The 22,617-nt window shown below is 72.7% G+C and carries 16 protein-coding genes; 6 read left to right on the top strand and 10 right to left on the bottom strand.

Going from position 1 to position 22,617, the window contains the following annotated elements; all coding sequences use genetic code 11:
- Position 1 precedes the first annotated feature (1 nt).
- Positions 2-1,531: a peptidoglycan-binding protein gene (locus OG242_RS27005; protein WP_405900609.1), complete on the top strand. Its 1,530-nt coding sequence runs from the start codon at positions 2-4 to the stop codon at positions 1,529-1,531.
- A gap of 41 nt (positions 1,532-1,572) precedes the next feature.
- Here the strand turns inward: OG242_RS27005 and OG242_RS27000 are convergent, their stop codons facing one another.
- Positions 1,573-2,133 (bottom strand): dihydrofolate reductase family protein, encoded by a 561-nt coding sequence (locus OG242_RS27000; RefSeq protein WP_405900608.1) that lies wholly within the window; start codon positions 2,131-2,133, stop codon positions 1,573-1,575.
- Positions 2,134-2,234: 101 nt separating this feature from the next.
- On the opposite strand from OG242_RS27000, the gene OG242_RS26995 reads away from it, so the two are divergent.
- On the top strand, positions 2,235-3,281 hold the full coding sequence (locus tag OG242_RS26995; RefSeq protein ID WP_405900607.1) for a hypothetical protein: 1,047 nt from the start codon (positions 2,235-2,237) through the stop codon (positions 3,279-3,281).
- 62 nt (positions 3,282-3,343) lie between these two features.
- On the opposite strand, the gene OG242_RS26990 is transcribed toward OG242_RS26995, so the two are convergent.
- The 6 genes from OG242_RS26990 to OG242_RS26965 form a co-directional block, all read right to left on the bottom strand.
- Entirely contained in the window at positions 3,344-7,099 is a 3,756-nt protein-coding gene (locus OG242_RS26990; RefSeq protein WP_405900606.1) for a S8 family serine peptidase, read from the bottom strand.
- A gap of 118 nt (positions 7,100-7,217) precedes the next feature.
- Positions 7,218-8,369 carry an XdhC family protein gene (locus tag OG242_RS26985; RefSeq protein ID WP_405900605.1) on the bottom strand — a complete coding sequence of 384 codons (1,152 nt, stop codon included), beginning with the start codon at positions 8,367-8,369 and terminating at the stop codon, positions 7,218-7,220.
- Positions 8,370-8,402: 33 nt separating this feature from the next.
- On the bottom strand, positions 8,403-9,860 hold the full coding sequence (locus OG242_RS26980) for an NCS2 family permease (RefSeq protein WP_405900604.1): 1,458 nt from the start codon (positions 9,858-9,860) through the stop codon (positions 8,403-8,405).
- Between the two features lie 273 nt (positions 9,861-10,133).
- Positions 10,134-12,518 carry a xanthine dehydrogenase family protein molybdopterin-binding subunit gene (locus OG242_RS26975; RefSeq protein WP_405900603.1) on the bottom strand — a complete coding sequence of 795 codons (2,385 nt, stop codon included), beginning with the start codon at positions 12,516-12,518 and terminating at the stop codon, positions 10,134-10,136.
- Between the two features lie 3 nt (positions 12,519-12,521).
- Complete coding sequence (locus OG242_RS26970; protein WP_093704893.1) at positions 12,522-13,118, bottom strand: (2Fe-2S)-binding protein; 597 nt, start codon at positions 13,116-13,118, stop codon at positions 12,522-12,524.
- Between the two features lie 2 nt (positions 13,119-13,120).
- Positions 13,121-14,011 (bottom strand): FAD binding domain-containing protein, encoded by an 891-nt coding sequence (locus tag OG242_RS26965; protein WP_405900602.1) that lies wholly within the window; start codon positions 14,009-14,011, stop codon positions 13,121-13,123.
- A 257-nt stretch (positions 14,012-14,268) separates the two neighbouring features.
- Between OG242_RS26965 and OG242_RS26960 the strand changes: the two genes are divergently transcribed.
- Positions 14,269-15,975 carry a PucR family transcriptional regulator gene (locus tag OG242_RS26960; RefSeq protein ID WP_405900601.1) on the top strand — a complete coding sequence of 569 codons (1,707 nt, stop codon included), beginning with the start codon at positions 14,269-14,271 and terminating at the stop codon, positions 15,973-15,975.
- A gap of 161 nt (positions 15,976-16,136) precedes the next feature.
- A complete protein-coding gene (locus OG242_RS26955; protein WP_405900600.1) occupies positions 16,137-16,922 on the top strand; it encodes a hypothetical protein in 786 nt (261 codons plus the stop codon).
- Positions 16,923-16,969: 47 nt separating this feature from the next.
- Here the strand turns inward: OG242_RS26955 and OG242_RS26950 are convergent, their stop codons facing one another.
- Positions 16,970-17,734 carry a GntR family transcriptional regulator gene (locus tag OG242_RS26950; RefSeq protein WP_405900599.1) on the bottom strand — a complete coding sequence of 255 codons (765 nt, stop codon included), beginning with the start codon at positions 17,732-17,734 and terminating at the stop codon, positions 16,970-16,972.
- 147 nt (positions 17,735-17,881) lie between these two features.
- Between OG242_RS26950 and OG242_RS26945 the strand changes: the two genes are divergently transcribed.
- Both OG242_RS26945 and OG242_RS26940 read left to right on the top strand, forming a co-directional pair.
- Complete coding sequence (locus OG242_RS26945; RefSeq protein WP_405900598.1) at positions 17,882-18,730, top strand: (2Fe-2S)-binding protein; 849 nt, start codon at positions 17,882-17,884, stop codon at positions 18,728-18,730.
- Between the two features lie 205 nt (positions 18,731-18,935).
- Complete coding sequence (locus tag OG242_RS26940; protein WP_405900597.1) at positions 18,936-20,015, top strand: DUF2637 domain-containing protein; 1,080 nt, start codon at positions 18,936-18,938, stop codon at positions 20,013-20,015.
- A gap of 51 nt (positions 20,016-20,066) precedes the next feature.
- Here OG242_RS26940 and OG242_RS26935 read toward each other — a convergent pair whose 3' ends face one another.
- Both OG242_RS26935 and OG242_RS26930 read right to left on the bottom strand, forming a co-directional pair.
- Positions 20,067-20,432, bottom strand: a complete 366-nt coding sequence (locus tag OG242_RS26935) for an ATP-binding protein (protein ID WP_405901739.1) — start codon at positions 20,430-20,432, stop codon at positions 20,067-20,069.
- A gap of 156 nt (positions 20,433-20,588) precedes the next feature.
- Positions 20,589-22,454, bottom strand: coding sequence for a serine/threonine-protein kinase (locus tag OG242_RS26930; RefSeq protein ID WP_405900596.1), 1,866 nt, complete (start codon positions 22,452-22,454; stop codon positions 20,589-20,591).
- Positions 22,455-22,617: the final 163 nt, after the last annotated feature.

Here is a 22,617-nt window from a genome sequence, read left to right as displayed (position 1 = left end):
TATGCCCACACGTGCCTCCGTACTGGCGGCTCTCACCGCCACCGTCCTGGCCGCGACCGGTACCCCGGCTCTCGCCGCCGCGGACACCGGGCACCCGATGGACCGGGCGTTCGAGCGGGCCGCCGAGGAGTTCGACGTACCGCGTGATCTGCTCGCCGCCGTCGGGTACGGCGAGACCCGGCTCGACGGCCACGCCGGGCGCCCCGGCCAGGCGGGCGGCTTCGGTGTGATGCACCTGGTCAGCAACCCGGCGCACCACACCCTGGAACGGGCCGCCGCCCTCACCGGCGAACCGGTCGCCGCCCTGCGCTCCGACACCGGCGCCAACATCCTGGGCGGCGCGGCGGTACTGCGTGGTTACGCGGACAAGCTCGGCCTCGACGCCCGGGACCGCGACGACATCGACGCCTGGTACCCGGCCGTCGCCCGGTACAGCGGTACGGACGGGCAGGCCGCCGCGCTCTACGCCGACGCGGTCTACACGTTCCTCGCGGACGGCCTCGACGCGCTCGCTCCGAACGGCGAGCGGATCACGGTCACCGGCCGGCCGGTCTCCCCGCACAAGGACGGGATCGCCGCCGCGGACACCGGCGTCCGCAGCGTCGACTACCCGGCGGCGCTCTGGGTCCCGGCCGACCCGAACAACTACACCACCGGCCGCACCGCGAAGATCGACAAGGTCGTCATCCACGTCACCCAGGGCTCGTACGCGGGCTCGATCAGCTGGTTCCAGGACCCCGTGTCCGTGGTGAGCGCGCACTACGTGGTGCGCTCGTCGGACGGCCAGATCACCCAGATGGTGCGGGACGCGGACACCGCGTACCACGCGCGCAGCGCCAACGCCTCCTCGCTCGGCATCGAGCACGAGGGCTTCATCGACGACCCGACCTGGTACACGGACGCCATGTACCGCTCGTCCGCCGCCCTGACCGCCTCCCTGTTCGACCGGTACGGCATCCCGAAGGACCGGGCGCACATCATCGGCCACAGCGAGGCCCCGGGCAACGACCACACGGACCCCGGCCCCTACTGGGACTGGGACCGCTACATGGAGCTGGTCAACGGCACCGGGACGGGCGGCGAGACCCGGGACGGGCTGAGCTTCGCCACGTACACCACCCAGCGCAGCGGCTCGACGGGGCCTCAGGTCACCGCCCTCCAGCGGCTGCTGACCGACCAGGGCTACCCGGCGGGCGAGGCGGACGGTGCCTTCGGGCCGGCCACGGCGACCGCGGTGACGTCGTTCCAGGCGGCGCACGGCCTCGACGCCGACGGGGTCGTGGGCGCCAGGACGTGGACGGCGCTGCTGTCCGCCGGGACGACGCCGGTGCTCGCGGAGGACGCGACGGGCGAGGACGTGAAGCGGCTCCAGCGCGCGCTGACGGCGGCGCTGGGCTCGACGGTGGAGGCCGACGGCACCTTCGGCCCGGGGACCGCGACGGCGGTGCGCTCCTACCAGACGAGCCGGGAGCTGACGGCCGACGGGATCGTGGGCCCGGCCACCTGGACGGCGCTCCAGTCGGGCCGCTGACGGTCCGGTGGCGTCCCGGGCCGGCCCCGGGGCGCCACCGGTCAGGCGCGGTCGTAACAGAGCTCCACGACCCCGGTGCCGAAGGTGCGGCTGCCGGTGAGGCGGAGGGGCCGCAGGGTCTCCTCGGCCGGGAACATCGGCTTGCCCCGGCCGATGAGGACCGGGTGGAGGTAGACGCGGTACTGGTCGATCAGGTCGTGCGCCGCGAAGGACGCGGCGAGATCGGCGCCGCCGAGGGCGAGGTCGCCGCCGGGCTGCTCCTTGAGGGCCCTGACCTCCTCGGGGATCACCTCGCGGACGATGGTGGTGTTCCAGTCGGCGTGCTCCAGCGTCCGCGAGTAGACGTACTTCGGCATGTTCCGCCAGATGACGGCGAAGTCGGCCATCGGTCCCTCGTTGGCGGGGTCCTGGTCGGCGGTGGGCCAGAAGTCGGCCATCAGCTGGTGGGTGACGCGGCCGTCCAGCATGCCGCCCATACCGGCCAGTTGCTCGTTGAAGTAGCTGTGGAGCTCCTCGTCCACCGTATGCCAGTCGATGTTCCGGCCCGGCCCCTCGATGAAGCCGTCGAGTGACATCGACATCCAGTAGATGATCTTGCGCATCGGGTACCTCACCGGGCGTTCGCGGGGACGGGGCGACGAAACTCCGCCGACGTTACCGTCCGTGCTTGACGCCGGGCCGGAGCGGCGCATAGGAGTCGGGGATGAGAGTCGCAGAAGCGCGCGCCGCCGCCGAGCACTGGGTCGCCGCCCACGCCCGCCCCGCCCCCGGCTACCTCGGGGCGTACTTCAGCGGGTCCACGGTCGGGCGCCCCGACGACGCGGAGCTGCCGGTCTCCTCCGACGTGGACGTGGTCGTGGTGACGGCGGGGAACGAGGCACCGGCGAAGCCCGGCAAGCTGCTCCACGAAGGCGCCCTGCTGGAGATCACGTACGAGCCGTGGTCCTTGCTGGCCGACCCGGACGCGGTGCTGGGCGCGTACCACCTGGCGGGCGGCTTCCGCCACGACACGGTCATCGACGACCCCACGGGCCGGCTGCGCGCGCTGCACGCGTACGTCGCACCGCGCTTCGCCCAGCGGGATCAGGTGCGCCGGAGGTGCCGTGACGCCCGGCACCGCGTGGAGAGCCGGCTCACCGCCCTGGACCCCGGACAGCCCTTCGCGACCCGCGTGATGGCGTGGCTCTTCCCCACCGGCGTCACCACACACCTCCCGTTGGTGGCCGCGCTGCGCAACCCGACCGTCCGGCTGCGCTACCCCGCCGTGCGCGACGTCCTGACGGCGTACGGGCAGGAGGCCCTCTACCCGGAACTCCTGGCGCTCCTGGGCTGCGAGGAGGTCTCCGCGCGGCGGGTGCGGCACCATCTGGCCGAGCTGACGCGGACGTTCGACGCCACGGTCCCCGTCGCCCGCACCCCGTTCTTCTTCAGCAGCGACCTCACCATGCGGGCGCGCCCCATCGCGGTCGACGGCAGCCGCGAGCTGATCGACCGGGGCGACCACCGCGAGGCGGTCTTCTGGCTCCTGGCCACCTTCGCCCGCTGCCACACGGCCCTCGCCGTGGACGCGCCTGACCTGCACACCGCCCGGCTCCCGGCGTTCCGCGAGGCCGTCGCCGACCTCACGGGCCTCACCGACACCGAGGAACTGCTCGCCCGCCGCGACGAGGTCCTGCGCTTCGTGCCCCGGCTGTGGGCGGTCACGGAGGAGATCCTGGCGGCCGATCCGGAGGTCGGGTCAGCGCCGTAACGAAGGCGGCCGCCCACCCCGGGAAGGGATGAGCGGCCGCCTCGTACGGAGTGTTCAGCGGGTCACTTCAGGCCGAACGCCCGGATGATCTCCTGGTCCACCGCGAGGCCCCCGGCGGCCTCGGCGTGGGCCTTGAGGGAGACCGCGGCCGCGCCCTTCTTCGGGGTCTTGAACCGGGCGGTCCAGGAACCCGTCCGGTCCTTCTTGAGCTGCACCGCGCTCCAGGTCTTCCCGTCGTCGTAGCTCACCGACAGGGACGCCTTCGCCGCCTTCACGGCGCCCTCCAGCCACTCCTGCGTGGTGGACGACAGACCGATCTCGGTCCACTTGCCGGCCCGGACGTCACCGGCGAGGTCCGTGGCGACGTCGTAGTCGAGCTGGAGCATGGGGATGTCGACCTGGTACGGATCCTCGGGGCCGTTGGCGCCCGAGACGAACGACCACTCCGTGTGGGTGCGCACGGACGTCTTCCAGGTGTCCGCGTCGCGCGAGGCGTCGAGGACCAGGCGGTAGGGCAGCTCCTCGGCGGGCAGGTCCCCGACGTAGCCGGCGCGGCCCGCGGCCTCGTCGAGCAGCTTGTCGCCCTGGTAGACCGCGGCCTTGCCGGTGTCGTACTCCTTGTCCGGCATGGCGCCCGAGTGGCCGGCCCCGCTGTCCGTCCACGGGGTGATGTTGTACTGGATGTCGCCCCACTGGGAGCGGAACGGCCCCCAGTAGCCCGTGCCGAGGCGCGGCCGGGTGACGGGCGCGAACCACTGGGCCTTGTCGGTGCCGCCGGCCCGGTAGTCCATCTCGCCGCCGCGCTCCTCCAGCGCGGTGTCGGTGCCCTCGGCGTTGTACTGCGCGTGGTCCTCGTACCAGAACGAGGCGCCCGGCAGCGGGGTGACCCACTCGGTGCGGGTGGAGGGGTACTTCTCGTACTCGGCGAAGCCGATGCCGGGGCCGTACTCGGGGATGTCGTAGCGGAAGCCGCCGCCGACGACGTCCCGGTGGCCGTAGAAGGTGTTCTCGATCTTCGCCAGCTGACGGGTGGAGGGGGCGAAGGCGAGCGAGCGGTCCGGGACCGTGCCGTTGTGGCGGTCGACCAGGTCGTAGACGTAGCTCGCGTACTTGTGCTGCTCGACGGTCAGCTTCCTGCCGCGCTGGGCGGCCTTGATCAGGCTCTCGCCGGCGAGCCGCTGGACGGTGGCGACCGGGAGGGCGAGCGTGGTGCCGTAGTCGCCGTAGGACTCCATCAGCCGGCCGTCGCCCTGGTTGACGACGAACAGCGCCTTCGCACCGGCGGCGAAGGCGGCGGCGGCCCGGTCGGCCGGGGCCACCGTGTCGCTGCTGCGGATCACGACGGCCTTGCCCTTGGCGTCGAGGTGCTTGTAGTCGGCGGCCGAGCCGTTGCCCGCGTAGACACCGCGGAGCCTGGCGCGGCTGTCCTCGGCGACCGGGGAGCCGTTCTGCACGGTGGCCGGGACGTCCCGGCCGTCGGCGGTCAGGTCGAGCAGCTTCTCGCCCTGGCGCCAGCGGGTCAGGAAGGAGAAGTCGCCCTGGGTGACCTTCTTGGTCGGGGCCGCCCACAGCTGGTCGTAGGTCAGCGGGATCTGGTACGCGTCACGCTGGACGGTGCCGTCGGGTGCGGTGCGCGCCATGTCGTAGCGGAGCTGGCGGGTCTCGGTCTCCTTCGGCGTGCGCACGCTGACCTTGCGGGCCTTGGAGGCGTCGAGGGTGGCCGTGACCGGCTTGTCGAGGACGATCTCGGGGGCCGCCAGGAAGGCGAGGGCCTTGGAGTCGGCGGTGTCGCCCTTGACGTCGGCGGCGGTCCAGGCGGTGTAGTTGCCCGGGGGCAGCCTCAGCGTGGTGTCGCCGGACACCTGCACCGGTGACAGGTTCGGGTCGCCGAGGGCGCCGATGACGACGACGCCGTCCATGGGCTTGCCGGAGCGGTCGCGGAGCCGGAGCGTGAGGTCGTAGAGCTCCTGCTCCTTGTTGAGCGCGAATCCGGTGTGCGCGACGACGGCTCCGGAGGCGTCCTTGGCGATCACCTGCCCGGAGAAGGTGGTGTTCGGCTCGACCTTCGACGGGTCGAGCGTGAGGACGGCCTCGGCGGTGGAGCCGGCCGGGACGGTCAGCTTCTTCACCGAGAGCGTGTACGCGTCCGAGGCGCTGTCCGTCGCCAGGTCGAGGATGACGTCGGCGGTGCCCGTGTTGCGGTAGGTGATGGTGCGCTCTGTGACCGGGTCGGAGGCGCTGTGCGGCCAGTCGTACGCGGCGACCGCGACGGAGCCCGTGGCCTCGATGGTCGTGTCGATGGCGGCCTTCACGTCGACCCGGCCGGTGCCCTGCTCGTACGGGGTGTAGGCGGGCAGCACCTTCGACGAGGACATCAGCGCGTCCTTGATGCGCTGGCCGGTCCAGTCGGGGTGGCGCTGCTTGAGGATCGCGGCGGCGCCCGCGACGTGCGGGGTCGCCATCGACGTACCGTCCATGGACTGGTACATGCCCTCGATGCCGGGGACCGACTGCGAGGCGGCCGCATTGATGCCGACGCCCGGCGCCGAGAGGTCCGGCTTGAGGCCGTAGGAGCGAGTCAGCGGCCCCATGGACGAGAAGTCCGCGCGGTTGTCCTGCTTGTCGACGGCGGCGATGGTGAGCGCCTTGTCCGCCGAGCCGGGCGAACCGATGGTGCCCGCGCCGTACGCGTTGCCGGCGGCGATCACGAAGAGCGGGCCGCCGTCCGCCGAGAGGGAGTTGACGGCCTGGGACATCGGGTCGCTGCCGTCGTCCGGGATGCTGGAGCCGAGGCTCATGGAGACGACGTCGGCGCCCTCCGCCTTGGCCCACTCCATGGCCTCGATGATCCCGGAGTCCGCGCCGGAGCCCTCGTTGCTGAGGACCTTGCCGACGAGCAGCCCGGCCTCGGGGGCGACGCCCTTGTTGACGCCGTCGGACGCGGCGCCCGAGCCGGCGATCGTGGAGGCTACATGCGTGCCGTGGCCGTTCTTGTCGTCGACCTCCTCGCCCGGCACGAAGCTCTTCGACTCCAGGATGCGGTCCTTGACGTCCGGGTGGCCGGCGTCGATGCCGGTGTCCAGGACGGCGACCTTGATGCCCTTGCCGTCGTAGCCCTCGGCCCAGGCCTGCGGGGCGTTGATCTGCGGCACGGAGTCCTTGAGCGCGGCCTCGGCGCGGCCGTCGAGCCAGAGCTTGGCGATGCCGTTGTCCAGCGAACGGGCCGTGGCGGTGCGCGCGATGTCGTTCCAGAAGGAGCGCGCGGTGTCCTTGCCGGCCTTGAGGGCGGCGCCGTGGATGGACTCCAGCTGTCGTACGGCCTTGCTGCCGCGCGGGGCGACGGGCAGCGAACGGGCCTTGGAGGCGGGGTAGGTGGCGATCAGCGGAATGCCGCCGGTCGCCTTGTCGTCGTAGCCCATCTTCGCGAGCACGGAGACGTTGAAGAGGTGGCGGTCGAGCTTGCCGGCCGCGAGCAGGCTCTGCGCCTCGTCGGGCAGGACGTAGATGTCGTCCCCGGCCTGCTGGACGTGGACGCCGCCGGTGGCGCCCTCGGGGCGGTCCACGGTGACGGTGTCCTGGTTGCCCGTGCCGTCCGTGTAGTGGACGACGTCGCCGGTGACGAGGGTGATGTCGTAGCGGTGAACGGGCCCGGCCGCGGGAGTGGTCCCGGCGGCGGGGGCCGGGGCGGCCGAAGCGGTGCCCGTGACGGGCAGCAGCACGCCGCTCACCAGGGCCGCGGCGGTGGCTATGAGGAGGGTGCGTCGCCCGGCTCGAGCGGGTCTCGCCCGGCCGGTCGCGGTGGAGGGGGTGAATGTCATGCCTGTTGATCTACCGGTAAACCCGCCGCCGCGGGACGGTCCGCGCCTGGCGCGAATGTGCCGTGGCGGCTACCCGCCGGACCCGGACACCGCGTGGCCGGGGCGCGCGGGGGCCACTTCAGGCCACGGAGCCGATGCGGCCCGCCGGGGGCAGCCCTCCGGGGTGGTGGATCGGCGTGTGCGCGCCGGTCAGCGGGGCGCCGCTGCCGCCGCGCCGGACGGCGACGATCTCGGCGGCGATGGACAGGGCTGTCTCCTCGGGCGTACGGGCTCCGAGGTCGAGGCCGATCGGCGAGTGCAGGCGGGCCAGCTCCAGCTCGGTGGCCCCGGCCTCGCGCAGCCGTTCGTTGCGCTGGAGGTGGGTGCGGCGGGAGCCCATCGCGCCGACGTACGCGACGGGCAGCTTGAGCGCCGCCTCCAGGAGGGGCACGTCGAACTTGGCGTCGTGCGTGAGGACGCACAGGACCGTGCGGCCGTCCACGGTGGTGCCGGCCAGGTAGCGGTGCGGCCAGTCGACGACCAGCTCGTCGGCGTCCGGGAAGCGGGCCTTCGTCGCGAAGACGGGCCGCGCGTCGCACACCGTGACGTGGTAGCCGAGGAACTTGCCGGCCCGGACGAGGGCCGCCGCGAAGTCGATGGCCCCGAACACGATCATCCGGGGCGGCGGGACGCTGGACTCCACGAGCAGCGCGAGGGGCTGCCCGCAGCGCGAGCCGTCGGCGCCGATGGTGAGGGTGCCGGTGCGCCCCTGGTCGAGCATGGCGCGGGTTTCGGCCACCGCGGTGCGGTCGAGCTCGGGGTGTCCGCCGAGCCCTCCCTCGTACGTGCCGTCGGGGCGCACCAGCAGGGGGCGGCCGAGGAGTTCGGCGGGGCCTTCGGTGATCCGGGCGATCGCCGCGGCCTCCCCCCGTACGGCGGCGGCGAGCGCGGCGGTGAACACCGGGCGGGCGGGGTCGTCCGCCCGGACCGGGGTCACCAGGATGTCGATGACGCCACCGCAGGTCAGGCCGACCGCGAAGGCGTCCTCGTCGCTGTAGCCGAAGCGTTCGAGGCGGGTCAGGCCGTCGTCGAGGGCCTGTTGGCACAGTTCGTACACCGCACCCTCCACACACCCGCCGGAGACCGAGCCGATCGCCGTGCCGTCGCGGTCGACGGCCAGCGCGGCCCCCGGCTGGCGGGGGGCGCTGCCGCCGACGGCGACGACGGTGGCCACGGCGAAATCGCGTCCCTGCCCGGCCCAGCGGTCGAGCTCTTCGGCGATGTCCAGCATCTCGGTCTCCTTGGCGGGTGTGGGAGCGGCGGGTCAGCTGACGCCGAGCCAGCTCTCGATCGGGTGCAGGGCGAAGTAGACGACGAAGATCACCGTCAGGCCCCACATGAAGGCGCCGACCTCGCGGGCCCGGCCCTGGGCGGCCTTGATGGCGGCGTAGGAGATGACGCCCGCCGCGACACCGGTGGTGATGGTGTACGTGAACGGCATCAGGACCACCGTGAGGAACACGGGGATGGCCACGGCGCGGTCGCTCCAGTCCACGTGCCGGGCGTTCTGCATCATCATGGCGCCGATGACCACGAGGGCGGCGGACGCCACCTCGGCGGGCACGATCGCGGTGAGCGGGGTGAAGAAGAGGCAGGCGGCGAAGAACAGGCCGGTGACGACGGAGGCGAGGCCGGTCCTGGCCCCCTCGCCGACGCCGGTCGCGGACTCCACGAAGACCGTCTGCCCGGAACCGCCGGCGACACCGCCGATCGCGCCGCCGGCGCCGTCGATGAACAGCGCCTTGGACAGGCCCGGCATGCGGCCCTTGTCGTCGGCGAGCCCGGCCTCCGTACCGACGCCGATGATGGTGGCCATCGCGTCGAAGAAGCCGGCGAGCACCAGGGTGAAGACGATGAAGCCGACGGTCATCGCGCCGACGTCGCCCCAGCCGCCGAAGTCGACGTCTCCGAAGAGCGAGAAGTCCGGCGAGGAGACCGCGGAGCCCTTGAGCTCCGGCGGGCCGCTGCTCCAGATCTTCGGGTCGACGTCCGCGACCTTGTTGATCACGACGGCGACCACCGTGCCGACGACGATGCCGATGAGGATCGCGCCGGGGATGTTGCGGGCCTGGAGCATGAAGATGAGCAGCAGGGTGACCGCGAAGACCAGCACGGGCCAGCCGGCGAGTTCCCCGGCGGGGCCGAGGGTCACCGGGGTCGCGGTGCCCTTGCCGACGAAGCCGGCCTTGTAGAGCCCGATCAGGGCGATGAAGAGGCCGATGCCCATGGTGATGCCGTGCTTCAGCGGGAGCGGGATCGCGTTCATGATCAGCTCACGCAGACCGGTGACCACCAGGAGGCAGATCACCAGGCCGTACATCACGCACATGCCCATGGCCTGCGGCCAGGTCATTTCGGGGGCGACCTGCGAGGACAGGACTCCGGAGACGCTGAGGCCCGCGGCGAGCGCGAGGGGGACCTTGCCGACGAAGCCCATCAGCAGGGTGGTCGCCGCCGCCGCGAGCGCGGTGGCGGTGATCAGCGCCGGCTGGCTGAGCACGTTCTGGTCGACGTCCTTGCCGCCGAGGATCAGCGGGTTGAGGAGAAGGATGTACGCCATGGCCATGAAGGTCGTGACGCCGCCGCGCACTTCCCGCGCCACGGTCGAACCGCGGTCGGATATGTGGAAGTACCGGTCGAGCCATGATCTGCCGGCGGGGACGCGCGAGCCGGGGCCCGCGTCCTCCGCACCGGTCTTCGGCTGCACTGACTGCTGGGTCATGATGCCTGACTCCCAAGGTTCACAGGGGCACCCGCGATGAAGAATCGAAATGCGGGATTTGGGATGACTGCGCTGGCGGCACGACCCGGGGGACGGCCCGAGACGAACTGTTCATGCAGGAAGGAATCGGAACGGGTGGTGCTGTTCCGGTGCGGGGGGCTGGGGGCCGCGAGCGGTGCGGGGACCCTGGGCCTCCGGGCGGTGCGGGCCGGGGAAGTGTGACGTTCGCCGGTGGCGCGCACCGCCCGGAGAGCGGTGGGGGCGGAGCCCCGGTCAGACGCCGGTGAGGTGTTCGGGCCGCACCGGTGTCCGGTCGAGCTCCAGACCCGTCGCGTTCCGGATCGCCGCGAGGACGGCCGGGGTGGACGACAGGGTCGGGGCCTCGCCGATGCCGCGCAGCCCGTACGGGGCGTGGTCGTCGGCGAGTTCGAGCACGTCGACCGGGATGGTCGGCGTGTCGAGGATGGTGGGGAGGAGGTAGTCCGTGAAGGAGGGGTTGCGCACCTTCGCGGTCACCGGGTCGACGATGATCTCCTCCATGACGGCGATGCCCATTCCCTGGATGGTGCCGCCCTGGATCTGGCCGACGACCGACAGCGGGTTGAGCGCCTTGCCGACGTCCTGGGCGCAGGCCAGTTCGATGACCTTGACCAGGCCGAGTTCGGTGTCGACCTCGACGACCGCCCGGTGCGCGGCGAAGGAGTACTGGACGTGGCCGTTGCCCTGTCCGGTGCGCAGGTCGAAGGGCTCGGTGGGCCGGTGGCGCCACTCCAGCTCGATGTCGATCGCCTCGTCCTCCAGGACGTCCGCGACGTCGGCCAGCACCTCGCCGCCGTCGGTGACGACCTTGCCGCCCTCCAGGAGGAGTTCGGCGGTGGCCCAGGCGGGGTGGTAGGTGCCGAACTTGCGGCGGCCGAGCTCCAGGACCTGTTCGCGGACGGCCTCGCAGGAGTTCTTGACCGCGCCGCCGGTGACGTACGTCTGGCGGGATGCGGAGGTGGACCCGGCGGAGCCGACCCTGGTGTCGGCGGGGTGGATGGTGACCTGGGCGACGCCGAGTTCGGTACGGGCGATCTGGGCGTGCACGGTGACGCCGCCCTGCCCGACCTCGGCCATGGCGGTGTGCACGGTCGCGACGGGTTCGCCGCCGATGACCTCCATGCGGACCCGGGCGGTGGAGTAGTCGTCGAAGCCCTCGGAGAAGCCGACGTTCTTCAGGCCGACCGCGTAGCCGACGCCGCGTACGACGCCCTCGCCGTGGGTGGTGTTGGACAGGCCGCCGGGCAGCGCCCGTACGTCGGCGTGCTCGCCGGCGCTCTCCCACTGGCGCTCCGGCGGCATCGGCATCGCCTTGACGCGGCGCAGCAGTTCGGCGACCGGGGCGGGCGAGTCGACCACCTGTCCGGTCGGCAGCAGGGTGCCCTGCTCCATGGCGTTGAGCTGCCGGAACTCGACCGGGTCCATGTCCAGCTCGGCGGCGAGCTTGTCCATCTGGGCCTCGTAGGCGAAGCACGCCTGGACGGCGCCGAAGCCGCGCATGGCGCCGCACGGGGGGTTGTTGGTGTAGAGGGCGATCGCCTCGATGTCGACGTCGTCGACGACGTACGGGCCGACGGCCAGCGAGGAGGCGTTGCCGACGACGGCCGGGGAGGCGGAGGCGTAGGCGCCGCCGTCCAGGACGATGCGGCACTTCATGTGCGTGAGCTTGCCGTCGCGGGTGGCGCCGTGCTCGTAGTGGAGCCGGGCCGGGTGGCGGTGGACGTGCCCGAAGAAGGACTCGAAGCGGTTGTAGACGATCTTCACGGGCTTGCCGGTGCGCAGGGCGAGCAGGCAGGCGTGGATCTGCATCGACAGGTCCTCGCGCCCGCCGAAGGCGCCGCCGACACCGGAGAGCGTCATGCGGACCTTGTCCTCGGGCAGGCCGAGGACGGGCGCGATCTGGCGCAGGTCGGAGTGGAGCCACTGGGTGGCCACGTACAGGTCGACGCCGCCGTCCTCTGCGGGTACGGCGAGGCCGGATTCGGGGCCGAGGAACGCCTGGTCCTGCATGCCGAAGTAGTAGTCGCCCTTGACGATCACATCGGCCCGGGCCTCGGCCGCCGCCGCGTCGCCGCGGACGATCGGCTGGCGGTGGACGATGTTGGGGTGCGGCACATGGCCGATGTGGTGGTCGTCGCGGCCCTCGTGGATGAGGGGGGCGCCGGGCGCGGTCGCGGACGCCTCGTCGGTGACGACGGGCAGCTCGCGGTAGTCGATCCGGATCTTCGCGGCGGCGCGGCGGGCCGTCTCCGGGTGGTCGGCGGCGACGAGCGCGACGGGCTCGCCGTGGTGGCGGACCCGGCCGTGGGCGAGGACGGGGGTGTCCTGGATCTCCAGGCCGTAGTTCTTCATCGCGGCCGGCAGGTCGTCATAGGTGAGGACCGCGTAGACGCCGGAGGTGGCCAGCGCCTCGGAGACGTCGATCGAGACGATCTCCGCGTGGGCGACGGTGGAGCGCAGGGTGTGGCCCCAGAGCATGTCCTCGTGCCACATGTCGGAGGAGTACGCGAACTCGCCGGTGACCTTCAGGATGCCGTCGGGGCGCAGCGTGGACTCGCCGATGCCGCCCTTGGTGCGGGTGCCCTGGTTGATGTTGGTGGGGGAACCGGTAACGCCCATCGTCTAGACCGTCTCTTCCGCGCGGGCGGCCGCGAGGCGGACCGCGTCGAGGATCTTCTCGTAGCCGGTGCAGCGGCAGAGGTTGCCGGAGAGCGCCTCGCGGATGTCCGCGTCGGACGGCTGCGGGGTGCGCTCCAGGAGTTCGTCGGCCGCGACCAGGAGGCCGGGGGTGCAGAAGCCGCACTGGACGGCTCCGGCGTCGATGAAGGCCTGCTGGATCGGGGAGAGCTCCCCGGTGTCGCGGGTCTCGTCGCCCGCGGCCGGCTCGGCCTTCCAGCGCTTGGCCCGGTCGAGGGAGGTGCCGCAGGCGCCGGAGGCGCAGCCGGTGCCGGGGTGGGCCTCGGCGCGGTGGGCGGCGAAGTCGGCCAGCCCTTCTACGGTGACGACGTCGCGGCCCTCGACCTGTCCGGCGGCGACCAGGCAGGAGCAGACGGGGACGCCGTCGAGGCGGACCGTGCAGGAGCCGCACTCGCCCTGCTCGCAGGCGTTCTTGGAGCCGGGCAGGCCCATGCGCTCGCGCAGGACGTAGAGGAGGGACTCGCCCTCCCAGACGTCGTCGGCTTCGTGGCGGCGGCCGTTGACCGTGAAATTGACGCGCATGATCAGGCGGCTCCTTCGGTGCTGCGGCCGTTGCCGCGGTATGACTCCCAGGCCCAGCCGAGGGTGCGGCGGGCCATGATGCCGACGGCGTGCCGGCGGTAGCTCGCGGTGCCGCGGACGTCGTCGATCGGGTTGCAGGCGCCGGCGGCGAGCGTGGCGAACTGCTGGGCGACGGACGGGGTGATGATCGTCCGGCTGTCCCAGAACCCGCCCTCTTCCAGGGCGGCGTTCAGGAACTGCTCGGCCTCCTTGGCCCGTACGGGTGTCGGGGCGGCGGAACCGATGCCGGTGCGGACCGTGCGGGTCTCGGGGTGCAGGGCGAGGCCGAAGGCGCAGACGGCGATGACCATCGCGTTGCGGGTGCCGACCTTGGAGTACTGCTGCGGCCCGTCGGCCTTCTTGATGTGCACGGCCCGGATCAGCTCGTCCGGTTCGAGGGCGTTGCGCTTGACGCCGGTGTAGAAGGCGTCGATGGGGATCATCCGGGTGCCGCGTACGGACTCGGCCTCCACCTCGGCGCCCGCGGCGAGCAGGGCGGGGTGGGCGTCACCGGCCGGGGACGCGGTGCCCAGGTTGCCGCCGACGCCGCCGCGGTTGCGGATCTGCGGGGAGGCGACGGTGTGCGAGGCGAGCGCGAGACCGGGCAGTTCCGCCCGCAGGTGCTCCATGATCTGGCTGTACGGGACCGAGGCGCCGAGCCGTACGTTCTCCTGGCCCACCTCCCACTCGGTGAGCTCACCGACGCGGTTCAGGTCCAGGAGGTATTCGGGGCGCCGGTGGTCGAAGTTGATCTCGACCATCACATCGGTGCCCCCGGCGATGGGCACAGCCGTCGGGTGCTCGGCCTTGGCGGCGAGCGCCTCCTCCCAGCTTGCGGGGCGAAGGAAGTCCATGGTGGCTCTCTTCTTCTCAATCGGATCTTCACGCTGGGCTGGGTGACGGCCGGCCCTCGAACTTGTTCATGTCTTGTTCACGCGGTGTGTGGCCCAGTACACAAGCCCTGCTCCACCTGGTGCAGTCACCGAACCCATGAAGCGGTTGGCCGGTCTCCGCTCATGTCTTGTAGATTCGAACGAATGGCGGGGCTCAACGGCCTCGCCGCAACACCCAGACTTCACCCGTACCAACGAAAGAGATCGGCGGCGACCCGATGCGGCTGCGCGCACTGCTGGAGAACGACGCGCTGGGCCTGCGGCTGCTCGGCGGCGACGATGAGCTGGACCGGTCGGTCCGCGGGGTGATGACCACCGACCTGCGCGACCCGAGCCGCTACCTCACCGGCGGCGAGCTGGTCCTGACCGGTCTGGCCTGGCGCCGGGACGCCGAGGACTCGGAGCCCTTCGTGCGCATCCTGGCGGGCGCCGGGGTCGCCGGTCTCGCGGCGGGCGAGGCGGAGCTGGGTGACATCCCGGACGACATCGTCGAGGCGTGCCGCCGGCACCGGCTGCCACTGTTCGCCGTCCACGAGACGGTCGCGTTCGCAACGATCACCGAGTACGTGGTCCGCCAGGTGTCCGGCGAGCGGGCGGGCGACCTGGCAGCGGTGGTGGACCGGCACCGCAGGCTGATGACCTCGGGCCCCGCGGGCGGCGGCCCGGAGGTGGTCCTCGACCTTCTCGGCTCCGACCTGGACCTCCATGCCTGGGTGCTCTCCCCCACCGGCCGGCAGATCGCGGGCGCGGGCGCCCCGCTGTCCGCCGCCGCCGGGGCGGAACTGGCCGGGCTGCATCTGGCCGCCGTCCGCTCCGGCCGCCGCGCCCCGCACCGGGCCGCCCTGGGCGGTACGACGTATTCACTCTTCCCGATCCGGAACAACGGCCGGGGCGGGGCGGCTCCGGCCACCCGCGACGTGCGCGAATCGGTGCTCTCCGACTGGCTGCTGGCCGTGGAGGCCGACGCGAGCGACTGGCCGGCCGCGCGGCTCGACCTCCTCCAGGGCGTCACCCAGCTGATCGCGGTCGAACGCGACCGGCGCGACGCGGCCCGCACGGTGCGCCGCCGGCTCGCCCAGGAGGTCCTGGAGCTGGTCCAGGCGGGCGCCGCGCCCGCCGAGATCGCCGCCCGGCTGCGCGTGGCCACCCCGGTCCTGCTCCCCGGCCTGGGCACCGCGCCGCACTGGCAGGTGGTGGTGGCCCGGGTCGAGTGGGACGAGGACGGCGCTTCCGGCTCCGGGGTCCGGGGCGGCCCGGTCGCCCAGGCACTCATGGAGGAGATCCTCGTCGACCCGGCCGTGACCGGACCCGACTCGGCGGACCGGATCGCCGTCGCCCACACGGGTGACGAGGCGATCGCCCTGGTGCCGCTGCCCGCCGCCTCGGACCGGGCGGAGGGCGCCGAGGGCGCGGCGGAGGGCGACGGACCGGCCCTGCACGCCGACGCCCTCCTCGCCGCCGTGCGCGCCCCGCTCTCCGCGGGTCTCGCCGACGACGGCCGCCTGACACTGGGTGTCAGCGCCTCGGTGCACTCGGCCGAGGGGCTGCGCGGCGCCCTGGAGGAGGCCCGGCACGCGCGCCGGGTGGCGGCGGCCCGTCCGGGACGGGTCTGCGCGGCCGGCCACCACGAGCTGGCCTCGCACGTCCTGCTGCTGCCGTTCGTCCCGGACGACGTGCGCAAAGCGTTCACCGCGCGGCTCCTCGACCCGCTGCGCGAGTACGACCGGCGCCACCGCGCGGAGCTGATCCCGACGCTGGAGGCGTTCCTGGACTGCGACGGTTCCTGGACCCGCTGCGCGGCCCGGCTGCACCTCCACGTCAACACGCTGCGCTACCGGGTCGGGCGAATCGAGCAGTTGACGGGGCGTGACCTGGCGCGCCTGGAGGACAAGCTCGATTTCTTCCTGGCCCTGCGCATGAGCTGAATTCCCGGGCCCGGCAAAGGCCCGGCGACCTCCCGCCGATTGTGAAAACTTTCACCTGACATTGCCTCGACCTCTTGGCCCGGCGTGCCATTCCATGCTGTGATGCGGCTCATACTCAGCTCGAAGGCGCGCTCGGGGAGGGCAATGTGGCGCATACCGCCATGTCTGGTTCCGGAACGACAGCAGATGACGATCCTCCGCTCCAGACCGCGGTATGGCGGCTGCGCTCGCGCGGTTGCTGGACGGACGCCGCGGCCCTGCTGGAGCACGACGCCGCCACCGACCCGGCCGCGGCCCTCCAGCGGACGGCCCTGCTGACCGAGCGGTGCCTGTACACCGGGCAGGGCTGGACGGACGCCGAGGACGCCCTGCGCACCGCCGAGGCCATGGCCCACGACGACGAGGAGCGCGGCGCGGCCGCGTGCGAACGGGGCTACCTCGCGTACGCCTCGACCCTGCTCGGTGTACGGGACCGGGCCGACGAGGCCCGGGTGGCGCTCGGCCGGGCCGCCGCCCTGCTCTCCCCCGCCGCCCAGGGCAGGCCGCTGCTCGACTTCCGGCGCGGCCTGATCGCGCAGAACATCGCGGACTCCCCGCAGGCCGCCCGGGCCGCCTACCGCAGGGCCCATGCCGGCGCCACCGCGCAGGGCGACGCGCTGCTGCTCTCCTCCACCTGGCGCCACCTCGCGCTGATCGCCCTGCGCGAGGGCGAGCTCACCGAGGCCCGGCACGGCTTCGCGGAGTCGCTGCGGATAAGGGAGGAGCTGGGCTACCTGGTCGGTACGGCTCCGGCGCTCATCGCGATGGCCGACGCCGAGCCGGAGCCCGAGGCGGCGACCCGGCTGCGCGCCGAGGCGGGCCGCCTCTTCCGGCTGCTGGGCGGCGTGCCGACCTGGCTGGGCCCGCACCTCGACCCGCCCCCGCCGGAGACGGCCGAGGCGAACTGAGACCGCGCGACGCCTGGTGACCCCGTACGCGCCACGGCGTACGGGGCTCAGCCGTCGGCGCCCGCGAAGTGTTCGCGTACCAGCGACTGGACGACCGCCACGTCCTGGGCGATCAGCGCGTCGAGCAGCGCGGTGTGCTCGGAGGCGTCGGCCAGCAGGTCGGCGCGCCGGGTGACCGGGTTGTCCACCAGGGGCCACTGGGAGCGGCGGTGCAGGTCGTCGGCGACCGCCACCAGGCTGCTGTTCCCGGCGAGGGTGAGCACCGCGCCGTGGAACGCCCGGTCCGCCTCCGCGTAGCTCGCCCGGTCGCCGACGGCCGCCGCGGCCACGGTGGCGTCGGCCAGCGGGCGCAGGGCGCACCAGCGGGCGGGCGGGACGGTGCGGGCGAGCCGCAGCATGACGGGGACCTCGATCAGGGCCCGGACCTCGGCCAGCTCCGCCAGCTCGCGCGGTCCGCGCTCGGCGACCCGGAAGCCCCGGTTCGGCACGACCTCCACGGCCCCCTCGACGGCCAGCTGCTGCATCGCCTCGCGTACCGGGGTGGCCGACACGCCGAAGCGGGCGCCGAGCGCGGGCGCGGAGTAGACCTGCCCGGGGGCCAGCTCGCCGTCGACGAGGGCGGCGCGCAGGGCCGCCAGGATCTGGCCGCGCACCGAGTGCCGGCGGACCTGGACGCGCGGGGCCTCGTGCGGGTGCTCGCCGTGGGTGTGCTCGCCGCGGGCCTGCTCGGGCACCCGGACGGACGAGGCGGGCACGGCTGCGGACGCCCCGTACGGGGGCCGGACCTCCTCGCGCGCTCTGCCCTGCTCCACGGGCACCTCCTCGGCCGGTCGCGGGCGCGGCTCGCGCGTGGGGGCGCCCTCAGTGCACGATAGGCGCAAGGGGCCCCAGTTCAAACATCGATACGGCAGGGTAAGGTAAGGCTTACCTGCTGACGATCGTGAATCGGTGGTCCCCGCATGACCCTGCCCGCCCTGCTCCCCGCAGTGACGGCCTCCCCCGTGGCCGACGCGTACGCGCGCCTGACCGAGGTCTTCCCCGGGCTGCGCGCCGAGATCCTCGCCGACGGCCGGAGCGCCCCCGGCGGTCCCGGCTGGGTGGGCGCGCACGAGCTGGCGGCCGGCGGCAAGGCCCTGGACACGTTCCTCGCCTTCGACGCCGAGCAGGTGCGGCGGGACTACGGCCAGGAGGGCCGGCCCGATGTGATCGCCAGCTTCGGACTGCACCGCTACGCCTGGCCGGCCTGTCTCCTGGTGACCGTTCCGTGGTTCCTGCACCGCCGCGTGCCTCGCGTCCCGGTCGAGGACGTCTCGTTCCAGCGGGCGCTGGGCCATCTGACGCTGCGGGTGCGGGAGTTCGCCTGTCTGCCCGACGATCCGGCGGCCGTGCTGCCGGGGGCCCGGGTGGTGGCCGACGAGGCCGCGCTGCGGGCCGAGGTGCTGGACGCGGTGGCCGAACACCTCGGCCCGGTGCTCGACGGCTTCCGTCCGCGCATGCGGCGCGGCAAGCGGGCCCTGTGGGGGATGGCGACCGACGAGATCGTCGAGGGCCTCTGGTACGTCGCCCATCTGCTGGGCGAGGAGCAACGCGCCATGACGGAGCTGGAGGCGCTGCTGCCGGGCACCACCAAGCCGTACGTCGGCACCGCGGGCTTCCGCGAGCTGACCGGCCCGAACGGGGAGTCGCTGCCCACCCGGGACCGGGCGAGCTGCTGCCTCTTCTACACGCTGCGCCCCGAGGACACCTGCGTCACCTGCCCGCGTACGTGCGACGAGGAGCGCGTCCGCAAGCTGACGCCCGCCCCCTGATCGACTCCGCCGATCCACACCGCCCGGACGGGTGACATCGATTCGAACGTCATGCGCACACCACTGAGGGGTGTTCGACCAGATCGTCCACATCGACGGCCTCCGGCACCCCATTGGCGTTCTCTTGTCCCGAAACCGTCTGGACGTGAGGGAGTTTCCGCCACGATGGCGTCCGAAACCCCCTACGTGACGCAAGGGACCGCGCATGAGACTGACCGACATATCGCTTGACTGGCTGCTTCCGGGCGCCGTGCTGCTCGTGGGGGTCATGGCGGCGGTGGCGGTCGTCGCGCGCGGCAAGCGCGCCTCCGGCACATCCGCGGCCGACGACAGCTGGGAGCGCAGCGAGGAGCGGCGCAGACGCAAGGAAGCCCTGTACGCCACCGCTTCGTACGTGCTGCTGTTCTGCTGCGCGGCGGTCGCCGCCGCGCTCTCCTTCCACGGGCTCGTCGGCTTCGGCGAGCAGAACCTCGGCCTCTCCGACGGCTGGGAGTACCTGGTGCCCTTCGGCCTGGACGGTGCGGCCATGTTCTGCTCGGTCCTGGCCGTACGGGAGGCCAGCCACGGGGACGCGGCGCTGGGTTCGCGCCTCCTGGTGTGGACCTTCGCCGGCGCCGCCGCCTGGTTCAACTGGGTGCACGCGCCGCGCGGCATCAACCACGCGGGTGCCCCGCACTTCTTCGCGGGCATGTCGCTCTCGGCCGCCGTGCTGTTCGACCGCGCGCTGAAGCAGACCCGCCGGGCCGCCCTGCGCGAGCAGGGCCTCGTGCCCCGCCCGCTGCCGCAGATCCGGATCGTGCGCTGGCTGCGCGCGCCCCGGGAGACCTTCGGCGCCTGGTCGCTGATGCTCCTCGAAGGCGTACGCACGCTGGACGAGGCGGTCGACGAGGTACGCGAGGACCGCAGGGAGAAGGAGCAGAACCGTCTCCGCAGAAGGGACCAGGAGAAGCTGGACCGGGCCCACATCAAGGCCCTGAACCGGCAGAACCGGGCCTGGGGCCGGCTCGGGCGGGGCGGCGCCCAGGTCGAGGTGGCCGCGCTCGCCCCTGCGACGGGCTCCGCGCAGTCCGTCGCGGAGCCCGCCATATCCGAGCCGGGTCAGCTGCCCCTGCGACCCCGGCCATCCCTGCAAGCCGTGAACCACTCGAACTCGGCGAGCGTCCCTGAACTGGGCGCCAGCGAATCGGCCCCGGTCGATCTCACCGCCGAGGACGACACCCAGGCCCTGCCCCGGCTCGATTCGCTGGAGCAGAAACTGAAGGCCCTGGAGCAGCAGTTCGGCTGAGAGGCGGGACGGCGGTCGCGTACGAACGGCCCTGACGGCCCGCGAGGGCCTTCAGGGCCGTTCGCCGTCCAGCTCGAACCACACCACCTTGCCCAGCGCGCGGGGGCTGACCCCCCACGAGTCGGCGAGGCTCTCCACCAGGATCAGCCCCCGGCCGTGCGTACCGTCGTCGGCGGGCGGTACGTGCGACTCGGGCGGCATTCCGGTGACGAAGTCCCGCACTTCCACGCGGAGGCGGCGGGGTGCGACGCTCACGGCGACGACCGCGCCGTCGTCCGTGTGCACCAGGGCGTTGGTCACCAGCTCGCTGAGCAGCAGCTCGGCGACCCGGGCCGGCTCCTCCTTCCACCGGTAGCGCAGTAACTCACGTACCGCTCCGCGCACTTCTCCCACTGCCGCCAGGTCGGCCCGGTCCACCCTGCGATGCATCCGGGCCTCTTCGTGACACTCCATCGTTTCCCCCGCCCACACGGCCATTCGCCCCCTGTCTCGAAGGTGCTCACGCAATGCATGCCCCGCCTACCGGCTGTCACGCTTGCGGAGCCCTTCGGACAGGGCCGAATCCTGCGGGGTTCAGGCGCGTTTGTAGTAGTAGTCGAACCCCTCGACGTTGTGGTTGACGCCACTGCCGCTGATGACGAAGTAGGACGCCTTGAGGTCGGCGCACATGGGATTGGCCGCCCCCACCGGCCGGGCGGCGCTGACGTTGATGCGGTTGGTGCCGGACTTCGACGTCACCTTGGCCTCGTAGGAACAGGAGGCGTAGGCGAAGCCCGAGATGCGCACGACCCCGGCGGCGGTGATGGCGATGTTCTCCGGCTGGCCCACGTTGTACATCTCGCCGTACTTCCAGGTGCCGACGAACGCCGTGGGCACCGTGCTGCCGCTGCCCGAGCCGCCGGTGGAGGAGCCGCCCGACGTGCTGGTCGAGCCACCGCCGCCCGACGTGCTCGTGGAGCCGCCCGAGCTGCTGCCGCCCGAGCTCCCGCCGCTGGTCGTGGTGGAGCCGCCGCCCCCGGTGGAAGACGAACCGCCGCCGCCCGTGGACGAACCGCCGCCGGTGGACGACGAGCCGCCGCCGCTCGCGTCCCCGGCGCTCCGGCCGTCCTTGCCCGGCTCCCCGTCCTTGCCGGAGTCCGCCTCTTTCTTCTTCTTGCCGGGCGACGCCTTCGGGCTCCTGCTGCCGGTCGGCGACGCGCTGCCGGCCGCCGAGGGCTCCGGTGCGGCGGTCGGGCCCGTCGACGTGGCGGCCGTGGGCGCCGCGTGCGCGTCGCCGCCGTCGTGGCTGAACGGCTGGAGGACGGCCAGCGTGCCGCCGCCCCCGCCGAGCACGATCACCAGCGGGACCGCGACCATCCAGGGGCGCCGCTTCTCCCGCTTCGGCTTCCCCGCCGTCTTCTCGCCCTCCACCACCGCCGCCACCTCTGGCGCCGCCCGGAGGTCCATCGTCGCGCGGTCGCCCTCCTGACGCAGCGGCTCCGCCTCCGCGTCGAGCAACCGCGCCGACTGGCGGGCCAGATGGCTCACGACGACGGCGGGCAGCCACGAGGAGGCGACCGGGTCCGCCTCGCGCCCCGGCTCGGCCAGCAGCTCGTCCACGGAGGGCCGCTCGTCGACCGGCTTGGCCAGGAGCCGGGTGATCAGCGCCTTCAGATCCGCGTCCCGGACCCGCTTCAGCTCGGGTTCGGCCTCGGCGATCCGGTACATGATCGCGTGCTGGTTGCTCGCCCCGTGCCCGAACGGGAGCGTGCCGGTCGCCGCGTACGTCAGGACACAGCCGAGGGTGAAGACATCGCTCTTGGGGACCGCGCTCTCCCCGCGCACCTGCTCCGGGGCCATGAAGCCGGGCGAGCCGATCATCATGCCGGTGCTGGTGAGCAGGGACTCGATGGTGGTCCCGACGGCGCGGGCGATCCCGAAGTCGATGACCTTGGGCCCCTCCATCGTGAGCATCACGTTGGAGGGCTTGAGGTCGCGGTGGACGATGCCCGCCGCGTGGATGTCCTTCAGCGCGTGCAGCAGCCCGGTGGCGAGAGCCTGCACGGAGGCGGCGGGCAGCGCGCCGTGGCCCCGCACGACCTGTTCCAGGGAGAGTCCGGGGACGTAACCGGTGGCCACCCACGGGAACTCGGCGTCCGGCGCCGCGTCCAGGACGGGCGCGGTCCAGCGCTCGCCGACGCGCCGGGCCGCCTCGACCTCGCGGCGGAAGCGGGCCCTGAACTGCGGGTCCGCGACATGCTCCGCGTGCACCACCTTGACCGCGACCGTGCGGCCGCCGTCGGACCGGGCGAGGTAGACCCGGCCCATGCCGCCCGCGCCGAGCCGGCCGAGCAGGAGATACGGCCCGACGCGCGCCGGGTCCGACGCTGTCAGCGGTTTGATGCCTCCGTCGAGGTAGTCCTCGTTGTCCGCGTGGTCGTCATTGTTCACGCCGGTCATGTTCGAGCGCTCCCCGTGTGTTCCGAACAGCAGTCCCCCGGGACCGCCTCCGTCACCTGAAATCCCCATGTGCGGCCGCGACTTGGCGCGACAAGCGTTCAGTGTGAAGCAAAGCGGGCACCAATTGGAACAACTTCCGGAAAAAATTCCGGAACCTTCTTCT

The organism is Streptomyces sp. NBC_00727, from assembly GCF_045161745.1.
Lineage (GTDB): Bacteria > Actinomycetota > Actinomycetes > Streptomycetales > Streptomycetaceae > Streptomyces.
Note: the sequence above shows the minus strand (reverse complement) of the source record. Positions and strands in the feature narration are given on the sequence as shown.

Coding starts and splice junctions, on each gene's coding strand:
- OG242_RS26975 (WP_405900603.1), bottom strand. CDS start 12,518: ATGGGCGTTACCGGTTCCCCCACCAACATCAACCAGGGCACCCGCACC.
- OG242_RS26945 (WP_405900598.1), top strand. CDS start 17,882: ATGACCCTGCCCGCCCTGCTCCCCGCAGTGACGGCCTCCCCCGTGGCC.
- OG242_RS26930 (WP_405900596.1), bottom strand. CDS start 22,454: ATGACCGGCGTGAACAATGACGACCACGCGGACAACGAGGACTACCTC.
- OG242_RS26965 (WP_405900602.1), bottom strand. CDS start 14,011: ATGGACTTCCTTCGCCCCGCAAGCTGGGAGGAGGCGCTCGCCGCCAAG.
- OG242_RS26960 (WP_405900601.1), top strand. CDS start 14,269: ATGCGGCTGCGCGCACTGCTGGAGAACGACGCGCTGGGCCTGCGGCTG.
- OG242_RS26985 (WP_405900605.1), bottom strand. CDS start 8,369: ATGCTGGACATCGCCGAAGAGCTCGACCGCTGGGCCGGGCAGGGACGC.
- OG242_RS27000 (WP_405900608.1), bottom strand. CDS start 2,133: ATGCGCAAGATCATCTACTGGATGTCGATGTCACTCGACGGCTTCATC.
- OG242_RS26940 (WP_405900597.1), top strand. CDS start 18,936: ATGAGACTGACCGACATATCGCTTGACTGGCTGCTTCCGGGCGCCGTG.
- OG242_RS26970 (WP_093704893.1), bottom strand. CDS start 13,118: ATGCGCGTCAATTTCACGGTCAACGGCCGCCGCCACGAAGCCGACGAC.
- OG242_RS26955 (WP_405900600.1), top strand. CDS start 16,137: ATGTCTGGTTCCGGAACGACAGCAGATGACGATCCTCCGCTCCAGACC.
- OG242_RS26990 (WP_405900606.1), bottom strand. CDS start 7,099: ATGACATTCACCCCCTCCACCGCGACCGGCCGGGCGAGACCCGCTCGA.
- OG242_RS26995 (WP_405900607.1), top strand. CDS start 2,235: ATGAGAGTCGCAGAAGCGCGCGCCGCCGCCGAGCACTGGGTCGCCGCC.
- OG242_RS26980 (WP_405900604.1), bottom strand. CDS start 9,860: ATGACCCAGCAGTCAGTGCAGCCGAAGACCGGTGCGGAGGACGCGGGC.
- OG242_RS27005 (WP_405900609.1), top strand. CDS start 2: ATGCCCACACGTGCCTCCGTACTGGCGGCTCTCACCGCCACCGTCCTG.